The organism is Streptomyces sp. NPDC048002, assembly GCF_040653275.1.
Taxonomy (GTDB): domain Bacteria; phylum Actinomycetota; class Actinomycetes; order Streptomycetales; family Streptomycetaceae; genus Streptomyces.
Window position 1 is genome coordinate 47,871 of the sequence record NZ_JBEZNL010000020.1, and the last position, 18,517, is coordinate 66,387.

General features: G+C 73.7%; 14 protein-coding genes. 7 read left to right on the forward strand and 7 right to left on the reverse strand.

All coding sequences use genetic code 11. The features are described from left to right. Nucleotides 1-489, forward strand: coding sequence for a methylated-DNA--[protein]-cysteine S-methyltransferase (locus AB0E07_RS23700; protein ID WP_362255510.1), 489 nt, complete (start codon nucleotides 1-3; stop codon nucleotides 487-489). Between the two features lie 13 nt (nucleotides 490-502). On the opposite strand, the gene AB0E07_RS23705 is transcribed toward AB0E07_RS23700, so the two are convergent. Continuing rightward, complete coding sequence (locus AB0E07_RS23705) at nucleotides 503-985, reverse strand: DUF456 domain-containing protein (RefSeq protein ID WP_362255513.1); 483 nt, start codon at nucleotides 983-985, stop codon at nucleotides 503-505. 36 nt (nucleotides 986-1,021) lie between these two features. Next, nucleotides 1,022-2,005, reverse strand: coding sequence for a helix-turn-helix transcriptional regulator (locus AB0E07_RS23710; RefSeq protein ID WP_362255516.1), 984 nt, complete (start codon nucleotides 2,003-2,005; stop codon nucleotides 1,022-1,024). 196 nt (nucleotides 2,006-2,201) lie between these two features. Here AB0E07_RS23710 and AB0E07_RS23715 point away from each other — a divergent pair, with 196 nt between their 5' ends. The 3 genes from AB0E07_RS23715 (at nucleotide 2,202) to AB0E07_RS23725 (ending at nucleotide 9,121) form a co-directional block, all read left to right on the forward strand. Beyond that, the gene (locus AB0E07_RS23715) at nucleotides 2,202-5,891 is read left to right on the forward strand and encodes a S8 family serine peptidase (RefSeq protein ID WP_362255519.1); all 3,690 of its coding nucleotides are present in this window, start codon (nucleotides 2,202-2,204) and stop codon (nucleotides 5,889-5,891) included. Between the two features lie 150 nt (nucleotides 5,892-6,041). Continuing rightward, a complete protein-coding gene (locus tag AB0E07_RS23720; protein WP_362255522.1) occupies nucleotides 6,042-7,301 on the forward strand; it encodes a protein phosphatase 2C domain-containing protein in 1,260 nt (419 codons plus the stop codon). A gap of 77 nt (nucleotides 7,302-7,378) precedes the next feature. Continuing rightward, on the forward strand, nucleotides 7,379-9,121 hold the full coding sequence (locus AB0E07_RS23725) for a pyruvate dehydrogenase (protein WP_362255525.1): 1,743 nt from the start codon (nucleotides 7,379-7,381) through the stop codon (nucleotides 9,119-9,121). Here the strand turns inward: AB0E07_RS23725 and AB0E07_RS23730 are convergent. Beyond that, nucleotides 9,118-10,611, reverse strand: coding sequence for a helix-turn-helix domain-containing protein (locus AB0E07_RS23730; RefSeq protein ID WP_362255527.1), 1,494 nt, complete (start codon nucleotides 10,609-10,611; stop codon nucleotides 9,118-9,120). The genes AB0E07_RS23725 and AB0E07_RS23730 overlap by 4 nt on opposite strands. Before the next feature lie 176 nt (nucleotides 10,612-10,787). Here AB0E07_RS23730 and AB0E07_RS23735 point away from each other — a divergent pair, with 176 nt between their 5' ends. Further along, nucleotides 10,788-11,408, forward strand: a complete 621-nt coding sequence (locus AB0E07_RS23735) for a hypothetical protein (RefSeq protein WP_362255530.1) — start codon at nucleotides 10,788-10,790, stop codon at nucleotides 11,406-11,408. A 422-nt stretch (nucleotides 11,409-11,830) separates the two neighbouring features. Then, the gene (locus AB0E07_RS23740; RefSeq protein ID WP_362255747.1) at nucleotides 11,831-12,310 is read left to right on the forward strand and encodes an ATP-binding protein; all 480 of its coding nucleotides are present in this window, start codon (nucleotides 11,831-11,833) and stop codon (nucleotides 12,308-12,310) included. A gap of 78 nt (nucleotides 12,311-12,388) precedes the next feature. On the opposite strand, the gene AB0E07_RS23745 is transcribed toward AB0E07_RS23740, so the two are convergent. Next, on the reverse strand, nucleotides 12,389-13,435 hold the full coding sequence (locus tag AB0E07_RS23745) for a DUF2637 domain-containing protein (RefSeq protein ID WP_362255533.1): 1,047 nt from the start codon (nucleotides 13,433-13,435) through the stop codon (nucleotides 12,389-12,391). A gap of 302 nt (nucleotides 13,436-13,737) precedes the next feature. Then, nucleotides 13,738-14,586 (reverse strand): (2Fe-2S)-binding protein, encoded by an 849-nt coding sequence (locus AB0E07_RS23750; protein ID WP_362255535.1) that lies wholly within the window; start codon nucleotides 14,584-14,586, stop codon nucleotides 13,738-13,740. A gap of 156 nt (nucleotides 14,587-14,742) precedes the next feature. On the opposite strand from AB0E07_RS23750, the gene AB0E07_RS23755 reads away from it, so the two are divergent. Next, nucleotides 14,743-15,534: a GntR family transcriptional regulator gene (locus tag AB0E07_RS23755; RefSeq protein ID WP_362255538.1), complete on the forward strand. Its 792-nt coding sequence runs from the start codon at nucleotides 14,743-14,745 to the stop codon at nucleotides 15,532-15,534. A 45-nt stretch (nucleotides 15,535-15,579) separates the two neighbouring features. Here AB0E07_RS23755 and AB0E07_RS23760 read toward each other — a convergent pair whose 3' ends face one another. Beyond that, a complete protein-coding gene (locus AB0E07_RS23760; protein ID WP_362255541.1) occupies nucleotides 15,580-16,371 on the reverse strand; it encodes a hypothetical protein in 792 nt (263 codons plus the stop codon). 141 nt (nucleotides 16,372-16,512) lie between these two features. After that, nucleotides 16,513-18,186 (reverse strand): PucR family transcriptional regulator ligand-binding domain-containing protein, encoded by a 1,674-nt coding sequence (locus AB0E07_RS23765; RefSeq protein ID WP_362255543.1) that lies wholly within the window; start codon nucleotides 18,184-18,186, stop codon nucleotides 16,513-16,515. Nucleotides 18,187-18,517 lie beyond the last annotated feature (331 nt).

Sequence of the window (18,517 nt, forward strand, 5' to 3'; positions counted from 1 at the left end):
ATGACCGTTCAGTGGACCCGCCTCGACAGCCCCGTCGGCGCGCTGCTGCTCACCGCCGACCCCGCGACCGGCGCCCTGACCTCGCTGTCCGTGCCCGGACAGAAGGGCGGCCGGAGTGTCCAGGAGGGCTGGCTGCACGCGCCCGGCGCGTTCCGGGACGCCGAGGAGCAGCTCGCCGCGTACTTCGCGGGGGAGCTGAAGGAGTTCCGGCTGCCGCTGCGGGCCGAGGGCACCGCGTTCCGCCGAAAGGTGTGGGACGCCCTCGACGGCGTGCCCTACGGCGCGACCGCCACCTACGGGGAGATCGCCGCGCGGATCGGCGTCTCCCGGCCCGCCGTCCGGGCGGTCGGCGGCGCGATCGGCGCCAACCCGCTCCTGATCCTCCGCCCCTGCCACCGGGTGATCGGCGCGAACGGCTCCCTGACCGGGTACGCGGGCGGCCTGGAACGCAAGACGGCCCTGCTGACCCTCGAAGGCGCCCTGAGGTGACGCGCCCGCCCGGTCAGCCCCAGAGCACCACGCCCACCCAGGCACCGGCGATCAGCAGACAGGTGAACAGCTCCGCCAGCACACTGGAGCCGCCCGAGCGCATCGCCGTACGCAGGGCCGCCATCGCCTCGGCGTGCCGGCCGAGCCGGTGGCGCTCCTCCAGGTAGATACCGGCCATGAAACCGGGGATCGCGCCCAGCACCGGGATCAGCAGGAAGCCGAGGAACGCGCCCGAACCCGCGTACACGGCCATCTGCCGGGTCGCGCCGCTCTCCCGCAGCTGTCTGGGCGGCAGCGCCCAGCGGACCACCTGGGACACGAACAGCGCGAGGGTGGCCCCGACCAGCAGCCCCCACGCCACCGGCTGCGGGTCCTTCAGCGCCCACCACATGACCGCGGCCCACACCAGCCACGACCCGGGCACACCGGGCACCAGCACTCCGCACAGGCCGAGCAGGATGACCGTGCCGACCAGCAGGAGATCCCACACTCCCATCTGACCAGAGTGCAGGAGCCCGGATGACCTCGCAGGTCAGAGCCGCCGGGCCACCCATCCCCGCTCGTAGGCGTGCCACCCGAGCTGGAGCCGGGTGCTCACCCCGGTCAGCTCCATCAGCCGCTTGACCCGGCGCTGCACGGTCCGCAGGCCCAGATCCAGCTGCTTGGCCACGCTCGCGTCGGTCAGCCCGGCCAGCAGCAGCGACAGCACCTCCAGATCGGTGGCGTCGGGCCCGTCCGGCTCCCGCTCCGAGAACCCGGACGCCCCGAGCGTCAGCGGCAGCGCCTCCCGCCACACCGACTCGAACAGCCCGGACACCAGGTCCAGCAGCCCGCCCGCGTGCACCACGAGCGCGGCCGGCTCCGAGTCCGGCGAGGTCAGCGGGACCAGGGCGTGCGTACCGTCGACGACGACGAGCTTGGCCGGCACCCGGTCCACCACCCGCACCTGTTCGTCCCGGCGCAGCGCCGCCGACAGCTCCGCGATCCCCTGCGGCAGGTCGAACACCGCGCGCTCGACGACCACCCGGTAGCGCACACCCCGGTCGGCGGCCAGCTCCTCGGCGTCGTTGTCGGTGCCGGAGACCACCACCGGGTTCCCGCTGACCAGCGCGCACACCTCCCGGGCCGCGCCGAGCTGGATCTGGAGGAACCGCTGGGCGACCGCGTCCGCGCCGATCACCACCTCGACCAGATCGTGCGCGGCCGGCTCGGCGGCGCTCGCCCGGTACTCCTCGGCGAGCAGGGCCGCCGCCAGTTCCGCCTTCTCCAGTTCGTGCCGCTGCTGGGTCAGCAGCGCGCCGAGCGCCACCGCCGGGGGCGCGGCGACCCAGCGTCCGGGCCCGGCGGGAGACTGCGCGGCCAGGCCGTGCCGCTCCAGCAGCCGCAGCGCGCGCTCGGTGTCCCGCTCGCCGAGGGTCAGCCGCCGGGCGAGCGACGGGACGTCCACCGCGCCGGCCGACACCAGCGCCCGGTACGCCGACTCGTGCGTCTCGTCCAGACCTATCGCTGCGAGCATCACTCTCCCCAGGGCTCCGTGGCGGGAAGCGGCCACGGCGCAAAGCCGCCTCGGCACATCATCGCCGCACCGCCCGCCACTCTGCCAAGGTGACGCCACCGCAGCATCAACCACCGCCCGTATTGCCCGCCTTGGGCCTTTGGCCTGCGCGTTCGCGCGCCCACGGACATACGGCAGCACCCGGAAGAAGGCGACCTTGGGGAGAGCGACAACGAGGACGGCCCTGGGCGCGGCGACCGCCGCCGTCCTGGCCGTCACGGCAGCCGTACCCACGCACGCGGCCGACGAACGACAGGCCGGCCCCACCGGGACCCGGGCCGCGTCGGCGGCCGGTTCCGTCGTCACACTCGTCACCGGCGACCGCGTCCTCGTCACCGCGGACGGGGCCCTCGCCCTGCCCGGCGACGACGGCCGCACCCCCTTCACCCAGACCCGTCGCTCGGGCGACGACCTGTACGTGTACCCGGAGAGCGCCGTCGAGGCCCTCGCGGCCGGCCGGGTCGACGAGGAACTCTTCAACGTCACCGGGCTCGTCCGCCAGGGCTACGACGACGCCCACCGCGACACCCTCCCGCTGATCGCGACCTACGACGGAGCCGCCCCGCGCGCCCTGCCGCGCGGCACCGAACGCGGACTCGTCCTGGACGCCATCGACGGGGTCGCGCTGGAGACGGAGAAGGACCGGGCGGCCGGCCTGTGGGCCGAGGTCGCCGAGGCCCGCGGCCCGGTGCGCAAGCTGTGGCTGGACGCCAAGGTCGAGGCCACGCTGGACCGTTCGACCCGGCAGGTCAACGCGCCCGAGGCCTGGGCCGCCGGGTACGACGGCACGGGCACCAAGGTGGCCGTGCTGGACACCGGCGTCGACGCCGAACACCCCGACCTCAAGGGCCGGATCACCGCCTCGAAGAACTTCACCGACTCCGAGGACGCCGCCGACCGCGACGGCCACGGCACCCACACCACCTCCACCGTCGGCGGCTCGGGCGCCGCGAGCGGCGGCCGCAACAAGGGCGTCGCGCCCGGCACCGAACTCCTCAACGGCAAGGTCCTCAACGACTACGGCTACGGCGAGACCTCCTGGATCATCGCCGGTATGCAGTGGGCGGTCGACGAGGGCGCCGACGTCGTCTCCATGAGCCTCGGCAACCCCGCCCGCACCGACTGCTCCGACCCGATGGCCCTGGCCGCAGAGGAACTCGCCCGCGCCGCCGAGGACACCCTGTTCGTGATCGCCGCCGGCAACACCGGACCCGGCGACAACACGGTCTCCTCGCCGGGTTGCGCGCCCAGCGTGCTCACCGTCGGCGCCGTCGACCGCGACGACACAACGGCCTCCTTCTCCAGCCGCGGCCCCGCCTACGGCTCCCACACCCTCAAGCCCGAGATCACCGCCCCCGGCGTCGCCATCTCCGCCGCCAACGCGGGCGGCCGCGGCGTGTACGCCTACCAGTCGATGAGCGGTACGTCGATGGCGACCCCGCACGTCGCGGGCGCCGCCGCGATCGTCAGGCAACGGCACCCGGGCTGGAGCGCGCAGCGGATCAAGGCGGCCCTGGTCTCCTCCGCCGAGACGGAGATACCCGGTGACGTCCGCGCCACCGGCGGCGGCCGCCTCGACGTCGCCGCGGCCGTCGAGCAGCCCGTGCTCGGCGCGCCCGCCGTGCAGGCCGGCGCCTTCGACTGGCCGCAGCACCGCAGCGACCGCACCACGGTCACCGTGCCGTACACCAACACCGGCGACCGGCCGGTGAAGTTGGGACTCTCGGTCGAGGGTGTCACCGGCAACGACGGCTCCGCCGTCCGCTCACCGGTCGCCCGCCTCAGCGGCCGCACACTCACCGTTCCGGCCGGCGGCACCGCCGAGATCCCGCTGACCGTCGACCCGACCGCCGCTCTCACCCGCGCCCAGTACGGCGACATCACCGGACGCGTGCTCGCCACCGCCGAAGGCGTCACCGTCTCCACCCCGTTCGCGCTGTACGTCCAGCCCGAGACGGTCACCCTGCGGGTGAAGCTCGTCGACCGGCTCGGCCGGCCCGCCGACGGATCCTCCTCGGTCGACCTGATCGGCACCGACGACGCGAGCGGCGAACGCCGCTTCAACGAGGCGGCCACCGACCAGACGTACCGGGTCCGCCCCGGCAGCTACTTCCTGTCCTCCTTCGTCACCACCCCCGAGCCCGCCGGTACGCTCGTGGACTCCCTCACCTACCTCGCCCGGCCGCAGCTGGAGATCCGCGGCGACACCACCATCGTGCTCGACGCCCGCAAGGCCCACCGGCTGAGCGTCGACACCGAACGGCCCTCCGAAGTCCGCAGCGCCACCCTCGGGTTCGCCCGCAGCTGGGACGACACCTGGCTGCACGCGGGCACCGCGGCGGCCGGCCGCACCCTGACCGGCTACTACGCCTCGGTCACCGGCCGCGCCCACGACGGCGACTTCGAGTTCGACAGCTTCTGGCGCGCCGCCGCCCCGCAGATCACCGAACTCGCCGTCGTCGGCGGCCGAAAGCTCCACCCGACCACCGCCCACCTGGGCTCGGCCAACCTCGACGGCACCGGACAGGCGGCCGTGCTCGACGCCAAGTCCGGTACGGAGGAAGAACTTTCGGGCGCGAAGGGGAAGGTCGCGGTGGTGCGCCTGCCGGACGGGGAAGGCGCCGCGGACGTCGCGAGCCGGGCGAGTGCCGCCGGCGCCGTGGCGCTGGTCGTCCACCGCGACGAGCCCGGCCGCTGGTACCCCTCGACCGGCTTCGCGGGCGGCCCGCTGCCCGTGCTCGCCCTGCCCGCCGAAGAGGCCACCGCCCTCCTCGCCACCGAGGGCGCGGCCCTGCGCTGGCGGGCCACCGCCCAGAGCCCGTACGTGTACAACCTCGCCTTCCCGGAGAGCGGACCGATCGGCTCGGCCCGCACCTACCGGGTCCGCGACGCCGGGCTGGCGTCCACGCAGGCCACGTACCGCTCGATGTCCGGGGCCGGCACCGACCACATCGACATGGAGTCGATGACCCGTCCGAACGGACTGGCCGCCTACTTCGCCCAGTTGGAGACCGTGCCCGCCCCCTTCACCCGCACCGAGTTCCACACACCCGGCGACACCGCCTGGCGCCAGGACGTCTCCAGCAGCTTCCCCTGGGGCGAGTTCATGACCGATCCGGCGCGGACCTACCGGAAGGGAGAGTCCACCCGGGAGGAGTGGTACGGCGGAGTCCTCACCCCCGTCGCCCCGCTCGACGACAGCGGACGGCCGGCACTGGCGGCCGAACGGCAGGGCGACCTCATCGGCGTCGCGCCCGGCTTCTGGGGCGACAACGAACACCAGGGAATCCAGGGCAGCTTCGGGGACATCGGCTCGATGGTCCTCAAGCGCGACGGCGAGGCGGTGGGGGAAAGCGGCTACCCCTTCGGGGTGTTCACCGTCCCGGCCGAGGACTCCGCCTACGAACTCACCCTGAACACCACGAAGATCGGCCAGCCCGCGCGGGCGTGGCAGCGCTCGACCGCCACCACGACCACCTGGTCCTTCCGCTCGGCCCTCGACGAGGACGTGTACTCGCAGGGCATCCCGCTCCTCTTCCCCCGCTACGCACTGCCCGAGGACGGACGGAAGACCCTGCCCGCCCAGGACGGACAGCGCATCGCCCTCACCGCCACCGGGCACGCCGGCTACACCCCCGGCAGGCTGACCGAGGTCCGGCTCTCCTACTCGTACGACGAGGGCGAGACCTGGACGAAGGCGCGCACCGTCCGGCGCGACGGCGCCTGGGAGGCGGTGGTCGACCATGCCGGCGCCACCGGGAAGCAGGTCACCCTCAGGACCGAACTGACCGACGCGAACGGCAATGCGGTCGACCAGACCGTGACCCGCGCCTACGACGTGCGCTGACGGTCACCAGGACGTCGCCGGGCGGTTCTCCCGTGGGGGGTGGAACCGCCCGGCGGCACATGTCCCGTCCGTCCCACACCAGTTCGACGGCTCACCCGATTTTCGGGATGCCCCGTTTTCATCCGGCCCGAGCGGTGGACAATTAGGGGCATGAGCCAGCAGGGGGGAAGGCCCACCGGACGCGAGGACGACTGGTGGATGCAGCTGTACGACAACACCGCCGAGGACACCGGGCCCGCGGGGGCGCCGGACTCGCTGGACGACCGGTTCGCCTCCGCGTCCCACACCGTGGGCAGGCCGCGCGCCCCGTGGGAGCCGCCGCCCGCCGACGCCGCCCAAGCCGCCCAAGCCGCCCAAGCCGCCGAAGTCGCGGCCCCGCCGGGCGAGGCCCGCCCCGCCCCGGAGCCGGCCCCCGTGGCCCCCGCGCCCCGGGAGCCGCGCCCCGCCGCCCCCGCCTACCTGGGCTCCGGCCCGCCCACCTACGACGCCGAACCCACCGCCCTGCCGCCCGCCGACCCCGACGCCCTCGACGACCTGGTCGCCGACACCGTGCTCGACGGCGCGCACTACGGCGCCTGCACCCTGCGCGCCGCCTCCGTGCGCGGCGACTCCGCCCGCTACCGGGGCGAGCCCCGCCGCGACTCCCTGCTCACCGCCCGCTTCGGCACCGGCGACCTGGCCCTCGTCCTCGTCGCCATGGCCACCGGCGCCCGCGCCACCCCCGGCGCCCACCGCGCCGCCGCCGAGGTCTGCCACTGGATCGGCCGGGCCGTCGGCCGCAGCCAGGCCCGGCTCGCCGAGGACATCCGGGCCGGCCGACGCGGCGACCTCAAGTCCGGCCTGCACCGCCTCACCGACCGCAGCCTCGGCAGGCTCCGCGCCGGCGCGGCCGAACGGGGCGTGGACCCCGAGGAGTACGCGGCCACCCTGCGCTGTCTGCTCCTGCCGGCCGACCCGGCGTGCCGCACCCGGGTCTTCTTCGGCGTCGGGGCCGGCGGGCTGTTCCGGCTCCGCGACGGCGAGTGGCAGGACATCGAGCCCCGCGTCACCGACGCCGTCGGCGAGGCCGTCGTCGGATTCGGCTCACCGCCGTCGGAGACCCCCGAGGGCGACCGGCTCACCATGGACCTCGGCATCCCCACACCCCCGAGCCCCTACGAACCCGCCCCGGAACCGGCCCGCGAACCCTTCCGCTTCCGCGCCTCCGTAGCCCGTCCGGGTGACACGCTGCTGATGTGCACCGGAGGGCTCGCCGAGCCCCTGCGCGGCGAGGCGGACCTCGCCCGCCACCTCACCGGCCGGTGGTCCGGGCCCACCCCGCCCGGCCTCGCCGCGTTCCTCGCCGACACCCAGGTGCGGGTCAAGGGCTACGCCGACGACCGCACCGCCGCCGCCGTCTGGGAGAGCTGACCGAGCGAACCGCGCGCCCCTGTGCCTCCAATGGAACCCGGAGGCATCGAAGGAGACCGAAGGGGCACACCGAAGCCATGGCCAAGCAGAACGTCGCGGAACAGTTCGTCGACATCCTCGTCCGTGCCGGAGTGGAACGCCTCTACGGCGTCGTCGGCGACAGCCTCAACCCCGTCGTGGACGCGGTGCGCCGCCACCCCGGCATCGAGTGGGTGCACGTACGCCACGAGGAGACCGCCGCGTTCGCCGCGGGCGCCGAGGCGCAGATCACCGGCCGCCTCGCCGCCTGCGCGGGCTCCTGCGGCCCCGGCAACCTGCACCTGATCAACGGCCTCTACGACGCCCACCGCTCCATGGCGCCGGTCCTCGCCCTCGCCTCGCAGATCCCCTCCAGCGAGATCGGCCTCGGCTACTTCCAGGAGACCCACCCCGACCAGCTGTTCCGCGAGTGCAGCCACTACAGCGAGCTGATCTCCAACCCGCAGCAGATGCCCCGCCTGCTGCAGACCGCCGTCCAGCACGCGATCGGCCGCTCCGGCGTCAGCGTCGTCTCCCTGCCCGGCGACATCGCCGACCAGCCCGCCCCCGCCAAGCCCGTCGAGACCGCCCTGGTCACCTCCCGGCCCACGGTCCGCCCCGGCGACGCCGAGATCGACGCCCTGGTCCGGATGATCGACGAGGCCGACAAGGTCACCCTGTTCTGCGGCAGCGGCACCGCGGGCGCGCACGCCGAGGTCATGCAGTTCGCGGAGAAGGTCAAGTCGCCCGTGGGCCACGCCCTGCGCGGCAAGGAGTGGATCCAGTACGACAACCCCTACGACGTCGGGATGAGCGGCCTGCTCGGCTACGGCGCCGCCTACGAGGCCACCCACGAGTGCGATCTGCTGATCCTGCTCGGCACCGACTTCCCGTACAACGCCTTCCTGCCCGACGACGTGAGGATCGCCCAGGTCGACGTGCGGCCCGAACACCTCGGCCGGCGCTCCAAGCTGGACCTCGCCGTCTGGGGCGACGTCCGCGAGACCCTGCGCTGTCTGATCCCGCGCGTGCGCGCCAAGAACAACCGGCGCTTCCTCGACCGGATGCTGAAGAAGCACGCGGACGCGCTGGAGGGCGTCGTCAAGGCGTACACCCGGAAGGTGGAGAAGCACACCCCGATCCACCCCGAGTACGTCGCCTCCGTCCTCGATGAACTCGCCGACGACGACGCGGTGTTCACCGTCGACACCGGAATGTGCAATGTGTGGGCCGCCCGCTATCTCACCCCCAACGGCCGCCGCCGGGTGATCGGTTCCTTCTCGCACGGCTCGATGGCGAACGCGCTGCCCATGGCGATCGGCGCCCAGTTCACCGACCGTCGGCGCCAGGTCGTCTCCATGTCCGGCGACGGCGGATTCACCATGCTGATGGGCGACTTCCTCACCCTGGTCCAGTACGACCTGCCGGTGAAGGTCGTCCTGTTCAACAACTCCGCGCTCTCCATGGTGGAGTTGGAGATGCTGGTCGCCGGACTGCCCTCGTACGGCACCACCAACAAGAACCCCGACTTCGCCGCGGTGGCCCGCGCCTGCGGTGCCTACGGGGTGCGCGTGGAGAAGCCCAAGCAGCTGGCCGGGGCCCTCAAGGACGCCTTCCGGCACGACGGACCGGCCCTCGTCGACGTCGTCACCGACCCCAACGCCCTGTCCATCCCGCCCCGGATCAAGGCCGAGATGGTCACCGGCTTCGCCCTCTCCGCCTCGAAGATGGTCCTCGACGGCGGAGTGGGCCGCATGCTCCAGATGGCCCGCTCCAACCTCCGCAACGTGCCCCGGCCCTAAGGGGTGTACGGCCCCCACGCACGGGTGGCCGTGTCGTACCCGTACCGGGGCAGGCCCTCGATGCCCGTGGTGCGGAACGGGCGGCCGTCGTCGCCGATGACGACGGTGCCCCTGCGGCCCTCGGAGGACCAGTCCAGTTCGAGGTACCAGCGGCAGTCGCAGCTCCCGGTGCGGGCGGTGACCAGCAGGACCTCGGGGTCCGCGGCGGAGACCTTGTAGGGCAGGCGCATCGCGGGGATCGGGGTGCCCGCGTCGTTCCCGGCGACCGGGCGCGCGATCGGGCGGTCCTTGTCGAGGTCGACGTCGAAGGAGCGCGGGGTCACGGCTCCGCCGCACCCCTGGTCCATGGCGTAGGAACTGCCCTCGGCGGGCGCGCTCCGGCCGACCACCCGGACCCGCAGGGCCTCCAGGACCACCGCGGTCGAGGAGCGTCCCTGCACGGAGATCCGCACCATGGTCTCCCGGCCGTGCACGGCGTCCTGCGCGGCCGCCCAGGTCCGGGCGTCCTGCGGGGCGGGTGGCGGCGGGACCCGGTCGGGCGGCCCGGCGACGACGTAGTCGTGCCCGCAGCCCTGCGCCCAGACGTGCGAGTCCGCGGTCCAGGTCAGCGGCACCCCGCCGACGGGCGCGCCGGTGGCGCCGCCGGATGCGGATGCGGAGGGCGAGGGCTTCGGCGAACCGGACCGGGACGGCGAGGGCTCGCCACCCGTGCCGGGGCCGGTGCCGGTGGGGCTCGGGGAGGCGGGGGAGGAGCTTCCCGCCGGGCCCGGCGCGCTCGTACGGGGCTCGTCGGCGCCGCGGACGCGGTCGCCGGCGGGGCGGTCTCCCCGGTCGGTGTCCAGGGCGGTGAGCGTGCCGAGGGCGGCCAGCAGGACCGAGGCCACCGCCGCCACGACGGTCACCCGCCGCCTCCGGCCCCGCGAGCCGGACCGCGCGGGCGTGCGGCCGGGCTCGGGGGTGGCGTCGTGGGCCTCGGAGCCGGACTCGGGAGCCGGGTCGGACCCAGGGGTGGGGCCGGGGCCGGACGCGGACTCCGGGTCGGGTTCGGGCCCTGAGGCAGGCGCGGGTTCGGGCTCGGCCTCCGACGTGGCTCCGGCCGCCGGGGTGGGTCCGGAGCCGTCGGGGTCCGGTGCGGGGTCCGGTGCGGGGCCCGCGTGCGGGAGGGGGGCCGCCGTCGCGCCCCGGGGCCGCTGCCGCGCCGCCGCTGCCGCCAGCCAGCGCCGGTGCAGCTCCACGCGCTCGGCGTCGGACGCCCCGCACAGGGCGGCGAAACGCTCCACGGGCGCGAAGTCCTGGGGGACCGCGTCACCGGCGCAGTAGCGGTGCAGCGTGGAGGTGTTCATGCCCAGACGGCGGGCCAACGAGCCGTAACTGCGGTCGGTCCGCTCCTTCAACTGCCGCAGCAGCGCGGCGAACTCCTGGACCTCGTCCTGTGCGGACACCCTTCCCCCGTCCGTCGCCTGCCCGGGACGGCATCCCAGGCATCCCATGTATCTGCACGTCAGACAGGCTGGGACGGTTCCATGCGGAGGGAACCGGTGTCCCCTGTTGCGTCCGCGACCTGTGACCGCTGATGCTTTTGGTGTCGCACCGACGAACGCCGGACCGACCAGCCGGCGGCCGGTGACGACGGCCCACACCCACACTCGAACCACGGGGGACACCCATGCCCAAGCGCACCCGAGCCGGCGCGGTCGCCGTACTCGCCCTGGCAGCCGCCACCGTCGGCGCGGCACTCACCGTACCCGCCCAGGCCACCGGGAAGGCGGCGAGCGCGCCCCGCTTCCTGTCCGCCTCCGAACTCCCGCCGCACCCCTCGTCCGGCTGGACCGCCGGCAAGGTCACCGACGGCATCCCGGACGAGATGCGCTTCTGCCTGGACGAGGCGCTGCTCGCCTACGACTCCCGGTACCGGCCCTTCCACACCGACCTGGACACCAGCGCCCGTCAGCTGACGGTCGTCGTCGGCACCGCCGCCAAGGCCAAGGCGCTCCAGAACCGCCTCAACAAGGAGATCAAGTCCTGCGCCCAGCGGATCGAGGCCGCCGACCCGGAGGTGGAGGCCGCGTACAAGTCCTACGGCTCGCTGCCCGTCGAGGAGGGCGCCCGCGTACACGGTCTGCACACCGAGACCTCGTGGGGCGCCACCGACATCCGGCTGCTCTCCGTCGGCCGCGACGGCCGGACCGTCACCGTCGTGGACTGGTCGCAGCTGGGTGACTTCTCCGACGCCCCGGTGTCCGCGTTCAAGAAGACCACCACCAAGGCGGTCAACAAGCTCCACTGACCGCACGGACCACACCACCGCCGGGGGGCACCAGGGTCGCCCTCCCGTCCCGGGGGACGGGAGGGCGACCCCGCGTCACCGCCCCGGCCGTCGTATACGGCTGGATCGGCAGACGCGGATGGGCCGTTCGGCCCATGTCCCTTGGTCATCCCCGACGGTCCCGCCTTCACCTTGTGAGCTGACCGGATCGGTCCTCGATTCCGAACGGCCCTGGCCCACCAGGGCTTTCCCCCTGCCTGCCGCGCGCCGGGCACCCGCTGTCCGGTCACCGCGTGCCTGACGTTCACCCCGACGCCGTCCACGCGTGGCCGAACGACCGGTCGTTGAGGATTCGACATGACTCGGCGTACGCCCGGACGGGCATGGTTCCCGTGAACGTGTTCGAGCAGGAGGGGAACGACATCGGCACGCGGGCGGGGGTCATGAAGAGGCAGGCACGAGGAGGCGGTCCCATCGCGATCGGGGCCTTCTCGGCGGACACGGAGGAACAGGCGGACGGCGCCGGGCAGCGGGCGTCGACGGGCCGGCTCAGGCGCAGACTCGGGCGCGCCGACCTGAGGGCGGTACCCGAGACCCGCAAGGAGCTGCGCGCACTCCTACAGCACTGGGGCCGGCCCGGACGGTCCGAGATAGCCGAGCTGCTGACCAGCGAACTCGTCACCAACGCGCTGGTCCACACCGACCGCGACGCGGTCCTGACCGCCACCGTGGGCCCTGACGGACTGCGGGTGGAGGTACGGGACTTCGTCGCCGACAGGCCCCGGCCGTGCGTACCGAACGCCGACGACGGTACGCACGGTCGCGGGCTGGTCCTGGTGGACTCGCTCGCCGACTCCTGGGGCGTACGGCCGCACGGGGTGGGCAAGGCGGTGTGGTTCGAACTCGACGCCGAGGCCGCGTGAGCGAGGGACGACAGAACGACGGGAGGGGGCACGGCGTCGCGCCGTGCCCCCTCCCGTCGATCCATCGGGGAGCGGTTCTCAGCCGAACTGCTGCTCCAGGTCCTTCAACTTGCGCTCCAGCGAGTCCAGTCGCGGCAGAGCCATGGTGTCGTCCTCGGCGGTGAGGTCGACGGTCACCGGCTCAGAACCGCTGCGGACCGGCTGAAGGGAGGGCCGAGCGCGAACGGGCAGTTGCTCCGCGGTCGATATGGCAGGCTCCGCGGATACTCGGTCCGACGAGCCCCGCTCCACTGCCTGCACCTCGACCTGGCGGCCGCCGCCCCGGCCGACGAACCCGCGGTGGCCGCGGCTGATCGCCTTGAGCTGCGCACGCTCCACCCGCTGCGCCTCGCGGCGCCGCATCCGCTGCTCGTCCTTCTTGTGCTTGTCCTCGCGGACCTCCTCGACGGCCTCGTCCAGGCTGCGCACATTCTCCAGGAGCATGAGCGACCAGGCCTTGTACGTCTCCCGAGGGGCCCGCAGCCAGCGCACGATCCGGATCTGCGGCAGCGGCCGGGGCACCAGACCCTGCTCGCGCAGGGCGGCCCGGCGGGTCTGCTTCAGCGCCCGGTCGAAGAGCACCGCGGCGGACAGGGACATGCCCGCGAAGAAGTGCGGGGCACCGTCGTGGCCGAGACCCCTGGGCGCGTGCACCCAGTTGAACCAGGCCGCGGCGAATGCGAAGGTCCACACGAGTATGCGGGAGCCGAGGGCCGCGTCACCGTGGCTCGCCTCACGCACCGCGAGCACGGAGCAGAACATCGCGGCTCCGTCGAGGCCGAACGGGACCAGGTACTGCCAGCCGCCGGTGAGGCCGAGGTTCTGCTCGCCGAATCCGACCAGTCCGTGGAAGGAGAGCGCGGCCGCCACGGCGGCACAGCAGAACAGGAGCACATAGGAGACCGTGCCGTACATGGCCTCCTTGCGCCTGCGGCGCTCTTCGCTGCGCTCCCACGAGTCGTCGGCACTCGTGTCCTTCCCCGAGGAGCGCTTTCCGCGCGCGAGCACCGCCATCGCCGCCAGCGTGCCCAGGAGCAGTACGGCGCCCGGAAGCAGCCAGTTAAGCGATATGTCGGTAAGTCTCATCTGGGGTCCCTTGCATTGGGATAGGGCGTAACGCCCGCCATAGTGGCCCAATCCCTCCGGCCCTCAGAGGGTTTCGGGGCAAGAGGCCGCCAAGGAGGTGCAAGGGGATGCCCAGGGCGGCGTTCTGCTCGAACTGCCGCATGAGGGGCGGGAGTTGAGTTCGAATAAGACTACCCGTACGGGTGGTTCCACGGAAAGTTCCCGTGACCCGTGAGGAATTTGTGAAACGCCTGTAACCGTGCGGGGAGCCCCGTGAAGTCGATCTTACGGCAGCGCGGGGAGTGCTCGTGCCCGCCGGGGGCTCAACTCGCCGTCGCCAGCAGCTTGGTGACGCGCTCGGTGTCGCAGGTGCGCGGGCAGGTGGCGCAGGTGTCCTCGGGGCGCAGCGTGTAGAACATGCAGCAGCTCACCCGGTCCCGGGTGGACAGTTCCTCGCCGGAGGGCCCGGTCAGCACCCGGAAGGCGGCGGAGCCGGCGTACGGCTTGGTCGAGCCGGGCAGCAACAGCTCCAGTTCGCGCATGGCGCGCTCCTCCTCGCCGAGGAGCTGGGCGACGTACCAGAGGCTCTCGGTGATCTCGTCGGTCGCCATGCCCCACAGGGCGCGGCCGCGGCGGCGCATCCGGGGGCCGAAGGAGGCGAGGACGGGTTCGAGGTGCTCGGCCACGGCCGCCCGCACCTCGGCGCGCAGGGCGTCCTCGTCGGGCACCACGCGGGCGCCGGGGAGGCCCGCCGCGGGGTCGTCGGGCAGGCAGGCGAATCCGGCGTCCGTACGCACCGCCAGCGCGCCGACGGCGTGGTCCGGGGCGGTGCGGTCGAAGGAGACGTGCGTCACGGGCAGCCGGGGGACGCGGCGCAGGGTGAACCACGGGACGGTGATCAGCAGACAGGCGGGCCACGCGTAGCGGTGCAGGCCGAAGCTCGCGGTGACGTCGGGCCGGGCCCGCTGTTCGTAGTCGCGCAGGATCTGGGCGTCGTCCCAGGCCAGGAAGGAGTCGAGGGGGGCTCCGCCGGCCGCGAGCCCGGCGGCGGCGACCCAGCCGGAGCCGGTGGGCAGGGGGTCCTCGGGGCCGAGTTCGGTCACCGCGAGTGACGGGAGGACCTCGGTGAGCCGCGTGTAGGCGTCCGTGACGGCCGAACGGGGCACAGACATCCGGAACTCCCAATCCAGTGCGATTTCGAGGTAAGCCTTACCTTACCCATGATCGTCGGGATGTGAACTGACGGCCGGTGCGCATATGGTGCTTGACGGACGAGTAACAACCCGCCGTAATGACCCCAAGTACCGAAACGTCCGCAGGAGGAGCCCGTGACCCAGGGTGTGCAGGGCTCCGCCGCCGCGCGGACCGCCGGATCGCCGGCGACGGAGCAGGTCAGGGACGAGGCGAGGGTGCCGGCGCAGCCCGGTGCCGCACGGCTGGACCGGGTCCGCGGTGAGCACACCCACAGCGAGGCGCCGATCCCGCGGCCCCGGCCGGCGGTGCAGCGGTCGTCGGTGCGGGGCCAGATCCTGGACGCGCTGCGCACCGCGCTGGTGGCCGGGGAACTGGCGCCGGGCGAGGTGTACTCGGCCCCCGTGCTCGGCGAGCGCTTCGGGGTCTCCGCCACCCCGGTCCGCGAGGCCATGCAGCAACTCGCCCTGGAGGGCGCCGTGGAGGTCGTGCCCAACCGGGGCTTCCGGGTGGTGGAGCGCGGCGTCCGCGAGCTGGCGGAACTGGCCGAGGTGCGGGCGCTGATCGAGGTCCCGGTGATGCTCCGCCTGGCCCGGACGGTCCCCGCGGAGCGCTGGGCCGCCCTGCGCCCCCTCGCCGAGGCGACGGTACGGGCCGCCGCCTCCGGCTGCCGGGCCACCTACGCCGAGTCCGACCGGGCCTTCCACACGGCGGTCCTCTCCCTCGCGGGCAACGGCCAACTGGTCCGGATCGCCGAGGACCTGCACCGCCGCTCCCAGTGGCCGCTGGTCGGCACCCCCGGCGGCCGGGGCCGCGCCGACCTGATCGCCGACGCGGCCGAACACACGGCCCTGCTGGAGGCGCTGCTCGCGCGTGACCTGGACGTGGTGCGCACCCTGGTCGGCGAACACTTCACGGGCGCCCGGTAGACCCCGGCGCCCGCTGGAGCCCGCGCACGGCAGACCTCCGCGCCGCTACGCCGATGCCGCGTCCGCCGCCGGCGGCCCCGGGGTGGACAACTGCCGGGCCAGCCAGGTCGGTACGCCGCCCAGGAGACGGAACAGCCGACGGGCCTCCTCCCGCAGCCGGGTGGCCTCCGGTTCCGGCTCGGTGTCGGCCAGTGAGGCCAGCGCGGGGGCCGTGCCGACCAGGTAGCCCAACTCCTCGCGGATCCGCAGGGATTCGGTGAACCCGTGCCGGGCCTCCGCCAACTCGCCCTCCCTGAGGGCCAGTCCCGCCAGATGGCGCCAGGTGAACGAGAGCAGCAGCGGATCCGCGTGCGCGGTGGCCGCCGCGTGCGCCCGCCGGTACGCCGCCCGCGCCGCCTGGGGCGAGTGCGCCAGGTTCTCCGCCAGCAGCCCCCGCCGGAAGTCCAGCAGGGCCCGGCCCGGCGCCCCCGGCGGGATCAGCGCCGCCGCCCGCCCCAGCGCCGCCCGCGCCTCGTCGGCCCGGTCCCGGACCGTGTGCAGCGTGGCCGCGTAGGCGAGTTGGCCGCGTTCGCAGGCGGCCGCGCCCCGCTCGTCGTCGCTGTGCGCCGCGGCCTCCGCCGTGCGCAGCGCGTCCTCCGCGTCCTCCCACCCCTGCTCGGTGTACAGGCACCGCTCCACCAGCAGCGCCGCCCGTTGCAGCGCGGCCGCCGGGGTGTCGGGCCGCAGCAGGGCCGCCGCGTCGGCCCAGCACGCCCGTGAGCGCAGCCGCCATACCGCGGTCTGGAGTGGATCGTCACCGGCGGTCGTTCCGTAACCAGACATGGCGGTATGCGCCACGTTGCCCTCCCCGAGCACGCCTTTGAGCTTTGAGTGGTGGGCGCATTTCAGCATCTACGGCCCGCGCAGGCCAAGAGGGTAGGTGAAGGATTTCACAAAGTCGTGGGACAGGAACCGGAGTCCGGCCCCTCCCGCATCATGTCAGCTCATCCGCAACGCCAGGAAGAAGTCGAGCTTGTCCTCCAGCCGGGACAGGTCACGGCTCGTCAACTGCTCGATCCGCCCGACCCGGTAGCGCAGTGTGTTGACGTGGAGGTGGAGCCGGTTCGCGCAGCGCGTCCAGGAGCCGTCGCAGTCCAGGAACGCCTCCAGCGTCGGGATCAGTTCGGCCCGGTGGCGCAGGTCGTAGTCCCGCAGGGGATCCAGCAGCCGCGCGGTGAACGCGCGCCGCACGTCGTCGGGGACGAAGGGCAGCAGCAGCACGTGCGAGGCGAGTTCCTGATGGCCCGCCGCGCACACCCGGCCGGGGCGCGCCGCCGCGACCCGGCGGGCGTGCCGCGCCTCCTCCAGCGCCCCGCGCAGCCCCTCCGCCGAGTGCACGGCGGCGCTGACGCCCAGGGTGACCCGGCCGTCCTCGTCGAGCCCCGCCGACAGCGGGCGGCGCACCGCCTCCAGGAGCCGGTCGGCGAGCAGCCCCTCCTCCGAGCCGTCGTGCTCCGCGGAGACCGCGGGCAGCGGGAGCAGGGCGACGGCCTCGTCGCCGGTGTGCGCCACCGCGATCCGGTCCGCGGGCTCGGGGCCGGTGGTCAGCGGGTCGACGAGGATCTCCTCCAGCAGCGACTGGGCCACCGCGCCGCCCTCGATCCCGCCGCCGTCCCACTCGACCCGGGCCACCACCACCTGCCAGTGCGGGGCGGCGCCGAGTCCGGGCAGCAGCACCGGGGCGGCCACCCTGAGCCGGGCGGCGATCTCGGCGGGCGCGGCGCCCGTCTGGACCAGCTCCAGCACCTCCTGGGCCAGCCGGCGGCGGACCGTGCGGGCCGCGTCCCGGCGGTCCCGTTCGACCGCGATCAGCTGGGTGACGCCCTGGAGCAGGTCGAGCCGCTCCTCGGGCCAGTCCCCGGCGTCCGCCTCCACGGCGAGCAGCCAGTCCGACAGCACGGTCTCCCGCACGTCGCGCGCGGCCTGCGGCGACCGGCCGCCGCCGCGCACCGGGAAGAGGGAGTACGCCGTCGAACCGAGCGTGACCCGGTACGGGCCGCGGCGGCCGGTGCGGGCGGCCGCCAGGTGCTCGGCGGCGAGCGCCGAACACAGGTCGGCGGGGAGGTCCGGACCGCCCACCTTGGACCCGGCGATCAGCCGTCCGGTGGGGGAGAGGACCCAGGCGCGCAGGTCCAGGTCGGAGCCGAGCAGGTCCAGCACGACGTCCGGGCCGCCCCCGGCGGGCCCCGAGGTCATCATCCGGCGGTGCCGGTCCACGACCGCCGCGAGGTCGCCGGCGCGCTCGCCGGAGACCTGCCGGACCACGTGCTCGGTGATCGAGGCGAACGCCACCGACTCGTGCACGGCGAACAGCGGCAGCCGGTGGCGGACACAGGCGCTCACCAGGTCCTCGGGCACATCGCCCAGCTCCGCCTCGCCGGCCGCGAGCGCCGCCACCCCGGCCTGCGCCAGGATCCGTACGAACGGCTCGGAGTCCGTGGAGTCCCGGCGCCAGGCCAGGCCCGTGAGCACCAGTTCGCCGCCCGACAGGTAGCGGCTGGGGTCCCGCAGGTCCGTGGTCATCACGCCACGGACGGTGCGGTCCAGTTCCTCCTCGCCGCCGAGCAGCTTGAGGCCCAGCGCGTCCGTGTCCAGCAGTGCGCGCAGCCGCATCTCGTCGCCGCCGTTCCTTGTCTCGAAAACTGTCTCGAAAAATTACGATGGAGCCGGGTGAGGGTGAGGTCCCGGCCCCGTCCGGAGGGCCGGTGGACGGCGCCCGCCGCCCCGTGGGCCGTTTTTCGGCTGTGTCCCAGGTCACGTGGTGTGGGTCGCACGTTTCCACAGGAGAACCGGGAGGTTACCGATGACCCCCGTTCATACGAATCTACAAGATGACCGGCCTGGCCAGCCAACTCCTTCATGGTTTCCGTGACTGACCCCGGTGGAGTACAGAGCTGTGTACTGACCTCACTCCGCGTTAACAGCACATGAACGAGCCTGGCCC